The 7,554-nt window shown below is 59.8% G+C and carries 12 protein-coding genes and 1 pseudogene; 3 read left to right on the top strand and 10 right to left on the bottom strand.

Features of this window, described 5'->3' with window-relative positions:
- Nucleotides 1–394: 394 nt before the first annotated feature.
- The 8 genes from APH30_RS28470 to merT form a co-directional block, all read right to left on the bottom strand.
- The gene (locus tag APH30_RS28470) at nt 395–607 is read right to left on the bottom strand and encodes a DUF3330 domain-containing protein (RefSeq protein ID WP_032805095.1); all 213 of its coding nucleotides are present in this window, start codon (nt 605–607) and stop codon (nt 395–397) included.
- A 161-nt stretch (nt 608–768) separates the two neighbouring features.
- Complete coding sequence (gene merE / locus APH30_RS25325; RefSeq protein WP_017849613.1) at nt 769–1,005, bottom strand: broad-spectrum mercury transporter MerE; 237 nt, start codon at nt 1,003–1,005, stop codon at nt 769–771.
- Entirely contained in the window at nt 998–1,360 is a 363-nt protein-coding gene (gene merD, locus APH30_RS25320; RefSeq protein ID WP_017849614.1) for a mercuric resistance transcriptional repressor MerD, read from the bottom strand. The genes merE and merD overlap by 8 nt, the downstream gene beginning before the upstream one ends.
- Nucleotides 1,357–1,776: a hypothetical protein gene (locus APH30_RS25315; protein ID WP_017849615.1), complete on the bottom strand. Its 420-nt coding sequence runs from the start codon at nt 1,774–1,776 to the stop codon at nt 1,357–1,359. Before APH30_RS25315 ends, merD begins: the two co-directional genes overlap by 4 nt.
- A gap of 20 nt (nt 1,777–1,796) precedes the next feature.
- Entirely contained in the window at nt 1,797–3,476 is a 1,680-nt protein-coding gene (gene merA, locus APH30_RS25310; protein ID WP_031633059.1) for a mercury(II) reductase, read from the bottom strand.
- A gap of 32 nt (nt 3,477–3,508) precedes the next feature.
- On the bottom strand, nt 3,509–3,943 hold the full coding sequence (gene merC, locus APH30_RS25305) for an organomercurial transporter MerC (RefSeq protein ID WP_003131881.1): 435 nt from the start codon (nt 3,941–3,943) through the stop codon (nt 3,509–3,511).
- Between the two features lie 12 nt (nt 3,944–3,955).
- Nucleotides 3,956–4,234 (bottom strand): mercury resistance system periplasmic binding protein MerP, encoded by a 279-nt coding sequence (gene merP / locus APH30_RS25300; RefSeq protein ID WP_003131880.1) that lies wholly within the window; start codon nt 4,232–4,234, stop codon nt 3,956–3,958.
- A 13-nt stretch (nt 4,235–4,247) separates the two neighbouring features.
- Nucleotides 4,248–4,598: a mercuric ion transporter MerT gene (gene merT, locus APH30_RS25295; RefSeq protein ID WP_023102385.1), complete on the bottom strand. Its 351-nt coding sequence runs from the start codon at nt 4,596–4,598 to the stop codon at nt 4,248–4,250.
- A 52-nt stretch (nt 4,599–4,650) separates the two neighbouring features.
- On the opposite strand from merT, the gene merR reads away from it, so the two are divergent.
- The 3 genes and pseudogenes from merR to APH30_RS25280 all read left to right on the top strand — a co-directional run bounded on the left by merR (nt 4,651) and on the right by APH30_RS25280 (nt 6,609).
- A complete protein-coding gene (merR, locus tag APH30_RS25290; RefSeq protein ID WP_023102386.1) occupies nt 4,651–5,124 on the top strand; it encodes an Hg(II)-responsive transcriptional regulator in 474 nt (157 codons plus the stop codon).
- 33 nt (nt 5,125–5,157) lie between these two features.
- Nucleotides 5,158–5,982: pseudogene (locus APH30_RS25285) on the top strand (IS256 family transposase); the annotation flags it as partial.
- A 210-nt stretch (nt 5,983–6,192) separates the two neighbouring features.
- Nucleotides 6,193–6,609, top strand: a complete 417-nt coding sequence (locus tag APH30_RS25280; RefSeq protein ID WP_033869425.1) for a SufE family protein — start codon at nt 6,193–6,195, stop codon at nt 6,607–6,609.
- Between the two features lie 3 nt (nt 6,610–6,612).
- Here APH30_RS25280 and yidD read toward each other — a convergent pair whose 3' ends face one another.
- Together yidD and hisI are read right to left on the bottom strand one after the other, a co-directional pair.
- Nucleotides 6,613–6,945, bottom strand: coding sequence for a membrane protein insertion efficiency factor YidD (gene yidD / locus APH30_RS25275; protein WP_034389870.1), 333 nt, complete (start codon nt 6,943–6,945; stop codon nt 6,613–6,615).
- Nucleotides 6,942–7,415 (bottom strand): phosphoribosyl-AMP cyclohydrolase, encoded by a 474-nt coding sequence (gene hisI, locus APH30_RS25270; protein WP_034389874.1) that lies wholly within the window; start codon nt 7,413–7,415, stop codon nt 6,942–6,944. Before hisI ends, yidD begins: the two co-directional genes overlap by 4 nt.
- Between the last annotated feature and the right edge of the window lie 139 nt (nt 7,416–7,554).

Genomic DNA, 7,554 nt, shown 5'->3' with positions numbered 1-7,554 from the left:
TGGCCCTTCAAGAGGATATTTCTGCTTTATGTTCATGCTTGCAGGCGGGTTCTAAACACGTTGCTCCTTTGGCAGCGCTTGCTCCTGACTATCAGGACTAGACTATTCGTGCAAATGGGCTGCCGGCAGACTGAATACAATGGAGGTGCAGAGTAAAACTGATGCTGCAGGACTGACGAGTAACTCTATAGCATCGCTGTACTGTGGGGTGAATTTGACTCTGGGTAGCCGGTTTTGACGCCCTGTAGGCACGCTGCCATCCTCCCGGGCATCGGCCTAGATAAAACTACTGACGAAGCCTTCGGGCTTACATTAGCCACGAGCGGACTTGCATTAAATCTCAATGGACTCACGCTTTCTAAAAAAAACCAGAGCCACTTTCCAGAGGCAAAGATTAGTCGTCGTGACGGGTACTGACCTCTGGTGTGCAGGGGTGATCAGGCTCGGATGCCGCTCTCTTATCCGCGCGCGATATGAAGCGCTGATAGCATTCAAGGCCACAGAAGTGCACGACGTACTCGGTACCTTCCGGCGTCAGTGCGGCGTCAAGGGAAATTTCCTTGCAACATTCGCAGCAACTGATAGTGGGGGTGTCGTTTGCGTTCATGATGGGGTTTCTCCATCGTCCAAGAAAACCTAGTAACTCTTCCACACCTGCGATCGAACCTGCGCGCAGATCGACCTGCGGCTGGCAGTGCAGCAACAATTCCCAACGCTCCCAAGCCTGCCGCAACTCGGCAGCGGAGACCGCGCCGTGCTCCGAGCGGGTCACGCCCGCTTCCGAAAGGCCCGTAGAGCCGCTCTCAGGAAGAGGACGAAGAGAACCGTCAGCACGAGCGTCGCGAGGCTCCAATGCTCGCTGACGAAGGCCCCGGCCGCAGTCCCCGAGAGCAGTAATGCCAGCACCGGCAGATGGCAGGGGCAAGTGAGCGCGGCGAGCACACCCCACGTGTAGGCGTGCCAGCGGGGCATCTTGATTGATTCGGATTGGTTGGTATTACGCATGGGTGTGACCTTCGATGGCACGATGAGTCAGCCCGGCCAACTCCGTTTTCACTGCGTCTAAAGCTGCCAGCCGGGTCGCGATTTGCCCAAGCAAGCGGTCGATACACCCGATCACATCGGTACTATCGTCTGCATCGAGCGCTCGACAGAGCCGCGCCAATTCGTCGAGCCCGATACCGGACTCAAAGGCGGCACGTACGAAGCACAGCCGCGCCAGGGACCGCTCATCGAAAATGCCGTAACCGCTTTCCGTGCGCCGCGCGGGGTGCAGCAAGCCGCGCAGCATATAATCTCGGACTATATGGACACTGACGCCCGCGTCCTCGGCCAATCTGGATATGGAGTAGGCATTCATCGCCGACACTCCCGACCTTCACCGCAAACTGGGGCGCTCAGATATTTCCTTCCGGCTAGGCGCTCAGGTAGCCAGATGAGCAACGGTGCAGCTCCCAGAGCCAGTAGCAGCCACAACCTGGAGAGATGCTCGCCGTTTTGGTCAAACACATAAGCCAATAGCGCACCAACTGCGAGCAACAGGAAGTGAGGCCCCGTTATGTAGCAGTGAAGGCGGCGACAACGCGTGGCGTTGACCAGGCAGGCGCCGCCCATCACGGCCAGCGCGGCGCCTGCTGCCAGGAACAACGCGGGGCGTCGATTAGACAGAACAATCGCTATCGTCGCCACGACGGCAGGCAGGCCCCAGAAGCTGACCAACTGCCATGTCTTGCGTAGGCTGTCGCACCTACCGAGATCGTCTGCCGTGTTGCTCATGTTTCAACCTCCCTCTCTCATTACCCTGCGCAGCAGGACAATTGTTTGACGTCTTTGTTAAAGGTCTGTGCGGCGAGTTTCAGTCCCTCGACCATCGTCAGGTAGGGGAACAACTGGTCAGCCAATTCCTGCACGGTCATACGGTTGCGGATGGCGAGTACCGCCGTCTGGATCAGTTCTCCTGCTTCCGGGGCCACAGCCTGCACTCCCAGCAGTCGGCCGGAGCCCGCTTCGGCAACCAACTTGATGAAACCCCGCGTGTCGAAGTTGGCCAACGCGCGCGGCACGTTGTCCAGGGTCAAGGTGCGGCTGTCGGTTTCGATCCCGGCGTGCTGCGCTTCGGCTTCGCTGTAGCCGACGGTGGCCACTTGCGGATCGGTGAACACCACGGCCGGCATGACGTCGAGATTGAGCTTGGCCTCGCCGCCGGTCATGTTGATTGCCGCGCGGGTGCCAGCCGCTGCCGCGACGTAGACGAACTGCGGTTGGTCGGTGCAGTCGCCGGCCGCATAGATATCCGCTGCGCTGGTGCGCATGCGCTCGTCGATCTGGATGCCGCCGCGCTCGTCCAGCTGCACGTCGGCCGCTTCCAGGTTCAGGCCCTGGGTATTGGGCGTGCGGCCGGTGGCGACGAGCAGTTGGTCGGCACGTAACTCACCATGGTTGGTGGCCAGTACGAACTCGCCGTTGGCGTGGGACACCTGGCTGGCTTGCGTTTGCTCCAGCACTTCGATGCCCTCCATACGGAAGGCCTCCGTCACCGCCGCGCCGATGGCCGGGTCTTCGTGGAAGAACATCGCACTGCGTGCCAGGATCGTGACCTCGCTACCCAGCCGGGCGAAGGCCTGCGCCAGTTCCACTGCCACTACGGAGGCGCCGATCACGGCGAGCCGCTTAGGGATTGTATCGCTCGCCAGTGCCTGGTCTGAGGTCCAGTACGGCGTGTCTTTCAGTCCTGGAATCGGTGGAACGGCCGCGCTTGCGCCGGTGGCGACCAGGCAGCGGTCGAAGGCTACGATGTGCTCGCCACCCTCGGCCAGTTTCACGCTGAGCGTGTGGCCGTCCTGGAAACGGGCGGTGCCGCGCAGCACGCTGATCGCCGGCGTGCTCTCCAGGATGCTTTCGTACTTGGCGTGGCGCAGTTCGGCGACACGGTCTTGTTGCTGCGCGAGCAGACGTTCGCGTAGGACGGTCGGCGTCATGGCGGAAAGCCCGGCGTCGAACGGGCTCTCGCGGCGCAGATGGGCCACATGCGCGGCACGAATCATGATCTTGGAGGGCACGCAGCCCACGTTGACGCAGGTGCCGCCGATGATGCCGCGCTCGATCAGGGTGACGCGGGCACCGCCTTCCACCGCCTTGAGCGCGGCCGCCATGGCGGCGCCACCACTGCCGATGACCGCGACGTGGAGCTTGTCGCCCTCTTTCCCGGCGTCAGTGCTGCTCAACCAACCCCGTGCCTTATCGAGCAGGCCAGGACGGGCTTGTACCATGGCGTCTTCGAACGCCGCTCGATACCCCAGGGCCTCGACAGCGGCCTGCATCTGCTCACGGCTTGCGCCCTCGTCGACCTTCAGTTCGGCCTTCCCGCTGGCGTAGGAAACATCCGCCCGATGCACGCCCGGAATCTTCTCCAAGGCCTCTTTCACATGCACGACACAGGAGGCGCAGGTCATACCAATGATTTTCAGTTCGGTCATTTCGTTACTCATTAGATCGTCTCTTGTCAGGTTCACTGGTTTGGCGGCGTCGGACAGGCATCCGGCCCACAACGGCGATGAGCGGGCGACACGAGATCCCATATCGACACCCCAAACATGAGGGCCAGGCCGATATAGAGCAGCCAACCGCTCCGCCAGCCATAAGCCCGCATAAAAAATACCGCTGCCAGTACCAGGGTAGGACCGATCAGGCCGAGCGCAGTCCGTCGCCACTGCCGATGATTGAGCCAGCCGAGGGCATTGACGAGCAGAGCCAGTCCAGCAAACAGAGGCAGCAGCGTGGTGATGAACAGGCCTTCCCACTGGCTCAAAAAGCCCAGACCGAACGCGGCCCCCAGACTAGCAAGGGCGGGAAAGCACATGGCGCAGCCTATGGCAGAAATCAGCACGCCGACGGAGCCGGCTTTGTCACCGATCCGCGTGAACAGATTGAGAGGATTTGCCATCGGAAGTCCCTCCTATTGCTTGACGCTGGACGGATAGCCAGCGTCCTCGGTCGCCTTAGTCAGCGCCAGGGCATTGGTCTTGGTATCGTCGAAGGTGACGATGGCCTCGCGGTTCTCGAAACTCACCTCAGCCTTGGTCACGCCATCGACCTTGGTCAACGCCGTCTTCACCGTAATCGGGCAGGCGGCGCAGGTCATGCCCGGCACCGCCAGGGTGACGGTCTGCGTGGCCGCCCAGACGGGTGTGGCGACCAGGCTGGCGAGGGCTAAGGATGCGAGCAGTTTTCTCATGGTGAACTCCTGATCAGTAGAACAAGGGAAGGATGTAGGGGAAGCCGAGCGCGACCAGCACCAAGGCCGCCACCAGCCAGTACAGCAGCTTGTAGGAGGTACGTACCTGAGGGATGGCGCAGACCTCGCCCGGTGCGCAGGCTTGAGCGGGGCGGAAAATGCGCCGGTAGGCGAAGAACAGCGCCACCAGTGCCGCGCCGATGAAGAGCGGGCGGTACGGTTCCAGCACGGTCAGGTTACCGATCCAGGCCCCGCTGAATCCCAGGGCGATCAGAACCAGCGGCCCCAGGCAGCAAGCCGAGGCGAGGATGGCGGCTAGCCCGCCAGTGAAGAGCGCCCCGCGCCCGTTTTGAGGTTCAGACATACGCTTGCCCTTTCAAATTTGGTTTGGATAGCTTAAGCTTACTTCCGTAGTTATGTACGGAGTCAAGCGATATGGAAAAAATTTGGAGAATCTGACCATTGGCGTTTTTGCCAAGGCGGCCGGGGTCAATGTGGAGACCATCCGGTTCTACCAGCGCAAGGGCCTGCTGCCGGAGCCAGACAAGCCCTATGGCAGCATTCGCCGCTATGGCGAGGCGGATGTAACACGAGTGCGGTTCGTGAAATCGACCCAGCGGCTGGGCTTTAGCCTGGACGAAATCGCCGAGCTACTGCGGCTGGAGGATGGCACCCATTGCGAGGAAGCCAGCGGCCTGGCCGAGCACAAGCTCAAGGATGTGCGCGAGAAGATGGCCGACTTGGCACGCATGGAGGCCGTGCTGTCTGAACTGGTGTGCGCCTGCCATGCGCGGAAAGGGAACGTTTCCTGCCCGCTGATTGCGTCACTGCAAGACGGAACGAAGCTCGCTGCATCGGCGCGGGGGAGTCACGGGGTGACTACGCCTTAGCGTGCTTTATTTTCCGAATTCTGAGACGACCCCAATACTGTGTCGCGGCTCAAGAAGCAGTGGGAGGCTGAGCACGCCGAGTGGCAGAAGCGGGGCTTATCAGAGCAGCGCTACGTCTACTGGTGGGCAGACGGCGTGTACAGCAACGTGCGCATGGATGACCGTCTGTGTCTGCTGGTGATCATCGGCGTCACTGAGCAGGGCCGCAAGGAGTTGGTCGTCGTCGAGGATGGGCAGCGTGAGTCAGAGGCCAGCTGGAAAGAGCTGCTCACGGGGCTACGCGAGCGCGGGCTGACGACGGCCCCCAAGCTAGCGGTTGGCGACGGCGCCATGGGCTTCTGGGCGGCGTTGAGCAAGGTCTATCCAGAGACCGAGCACCAGCGCTGCTGGGTCCATAAGACTGCCAACGTATTGAATAAACTGCCGAAATCCGTGCAGCCCAAGGTCAAGGCCGACCTCCATGAGATCTGGATGGCCGAGACCCGCGATGAGGCGCACAAGGCTTTCGATCGCACGGTGAAACGCTTCGAGGCCAAGTACCCCAGAGCCATGGAGTGCCTGGCCAAGGATCGGGAGGAGCTGCTGGCGTTCTATGACTACCCGGCAGAACACTGGGTGCATATCCGCACCACCAACCCGATCGAGTCGACCTTCGCCACGGTCCGCCTGCGGAGCAAGCGCAGCCGGAACTGCGGCTCCAGAGCGACGACCCTGGCGATGGTCTTCAAGCTGCTTCAGAGCGCCCAGAAGCGCTGGAAGCGGATCAAGGGGTTCAACAAGCTGGAGCTGGTCGTGAACAACGTCCAGTTCAAGGACGGCGAACCCTTGACCGATCAGTCAGACAGGACTGCCGCCTGACCGGCCATACACAGAATTTGACAATAACTCGCGTTACTTAGCGGAAAGCGCTCGCCATGCCAAGCTAGATACCACCAGCCGTTATTTGCACACCGAAGCCGATGAGTGGCATCAAGAGCAGCAGCGCCACCGCTTGAAAACGCCCCCAAAAGCAGGGGCTGAAACGTTATAATAGCCGCGACTGTGATTCATCAACGCAAAGGATACGCCATGGCAACTTCAGGCGCAGAGCTAGCCCAACAGGAGCTGGTCGAAGAGTTTGAGATGTTTGATAACTGGATGGACCGTTATCAGTACATTATTGATATGGGAAAGCAGCTGCCTGACTTTCCGGAGGAGCGTCGTACGGAAGAATATAAAATCCAAGGCTGCCAATCCAACGTGTGGACGTGCCATGAACAGGCAGGCGACAAACTGGTGTTCAAGGCTACATCGGATGCTGCCATCGTATCAGGGTTAATTGCCGTATTGCTGCGTATCTATAGTGAGCGCACAGCCGAAGAGATCAATCAGACCGAGCCGCATTTCTTGAAAGATCTCGGGCTTGATAAGCACCTTTCACCCACGCGCAGTAACGGCCTGCACGCCATGTTAGAGCGTATCTATCAGGTGGCTAAGCAAGGATAAACGTTAGTGGCGGCAGAAGGTTGAGCGGCAACGCTCAGTAGGGCGGTCGTCATTTTCACGGCAGAGCGCTTCGCTGCGCCCACCGGGCACCGGATCCATGCCGCCTGGGCTGCCTGGGTGGCATTTCACGATGCGTTTGACAGCCATCCAGCCGCCTTTGAAAGGGCCGTGCACCTGGATGGCCTCGATGGTATAGGAAGAGCAGCTTGGCCAGAAGCGGCAGCGAGGGCCAAGCAGTGGGCTGATGGTGTATTGGTAAACGCGAATACAGCCCACCATCACTGCTGTTAGCAGCTTAAGAAAAACCTGTTTAATGGCGAACAGCCAATTTTTCACGGCGCTTTTTTACCGTATAGCGTGGCCGGATCAATCAGCGGCTCGCTGGTAATCTTGGCGCTGTCTGCACCGAGCGACACATAAAAGCAGCTGCGACGGCCGGAATGGCACGCGGGACCAGTTTGCTCCACCTGAACCAGCAGCGTATCACCATCGCAATCTAGCGCTGCGCTTTTAAGGCGCTGTTGCTGTCCTGATGTCTCACCTTTGCGCCATAGCTTTTGGCGCGAGCGTGAGAAGTAGCAAACTCGCTGCGTTGTTAACGTCTCTTCCAGGGCTTCTCGGTTCATCCACGCCATCATCAGTACTTCGCCCGTATCATGTTGCTGGGCAATGGCGGGAATCAGGCCGTCTTCATTAAAGCGAATGGCATCTAGTAGCGTTGCAAGCTTGGGCAGGGAAGCTGTTGTGGTCGCTGACTCTAACGCCTTAAAAAGCTGTTGAGGGGCGAGTTCATCAAATTGGGACATTAGGCATTACTCACGGATCGGCATGCTTGACATAAGCCCTGAAGCTCAATCGTTTGGCGCTCAACGTTGAAGCCTTGGCGCTGGGCCAGGGCGGCAAGCTGATCGCTAATTTCATCAAGGTGCAGCTCTTCGACGTAGC

This window comes from Pseudomonas sp. NBRC 111127 (assembly GCF_001320345.1).
Taxonomy (GTDB): domain Bacteria; phylum Pseudomonadota; class Gammaproteobacteria; order Pseudomonadales; family Pseudomonadaceae; genus Aquipseudomonas; species Aquipseudomonas juntendi.
This window is presented reverse-complemented; position numbering and strand designations above follow the sequence as displayed.